The organism is Neisseria sp. P0019.S002 (assembly GCF_051957155.1).
Lineage (GTDB): Bacteria > Pseudomonadota > Gammaproteobacteria > Burkholderiales > Neisseriaceae > Neisseria > Neisseria perflava.
Genome location: NZ_JBQCWS010000174.1, coordinates 1 through 433, shown reverse-complemented (window position 1 = coordinate 433; position 433 = coordinate 1). Strand labels below are relative to the sequence as shown.

The 433-nt window shown below is 52.2% G+C and carries 1 protein-coding gene; it reads right to left on the bottom strand.

The features are described from left to right. The coding region (locus ACTHTY_RS12160; protein ID WP_440367884.1) for an aminotransferase class III-fold pyridoxal phosphate-dependent enzyme at positions 1-433 on the bottom strand (433 nt) is incomplete at both ends.

Here is a 433-nt window from a genome sequence, read left to right as displayed (position 1 = left end):
AGGCTTTGACAAAGGCTTCAGACGGCCTAACCAGATTCATATTGCCGACAAAAGGCTCCAAAATCACACAGGCAATGTCATTGCCGCTTTGTGCAAAGGCTTCTTCCAGTTGGGCGATATTATTGTATTCGAGTACCAAAGTGTGTTTGGTAAAGTCGGCAGGCACGCCGGCGGAAGAAGGATTGCCAAACGTCAACAGACCGCTGCCTGCTTTCACCAACAAACTGTCGGAATGGCCGTGGTAGCAGCCTTCAAACTTGATGATTTTGTCGCGGCCGGTAAAACCGCGTGCCAAACGGATGGCGGTCATCGTTGCTTCCGTACCGGAGCTGACAAGGCGCAGCTGCTCGACGGACGGCATGATTTTGGCGATTTCTTCGGCAATGACAATTTCGCCTTCAGTTGGCGCACCAAACGACAAACCGCCCAATGC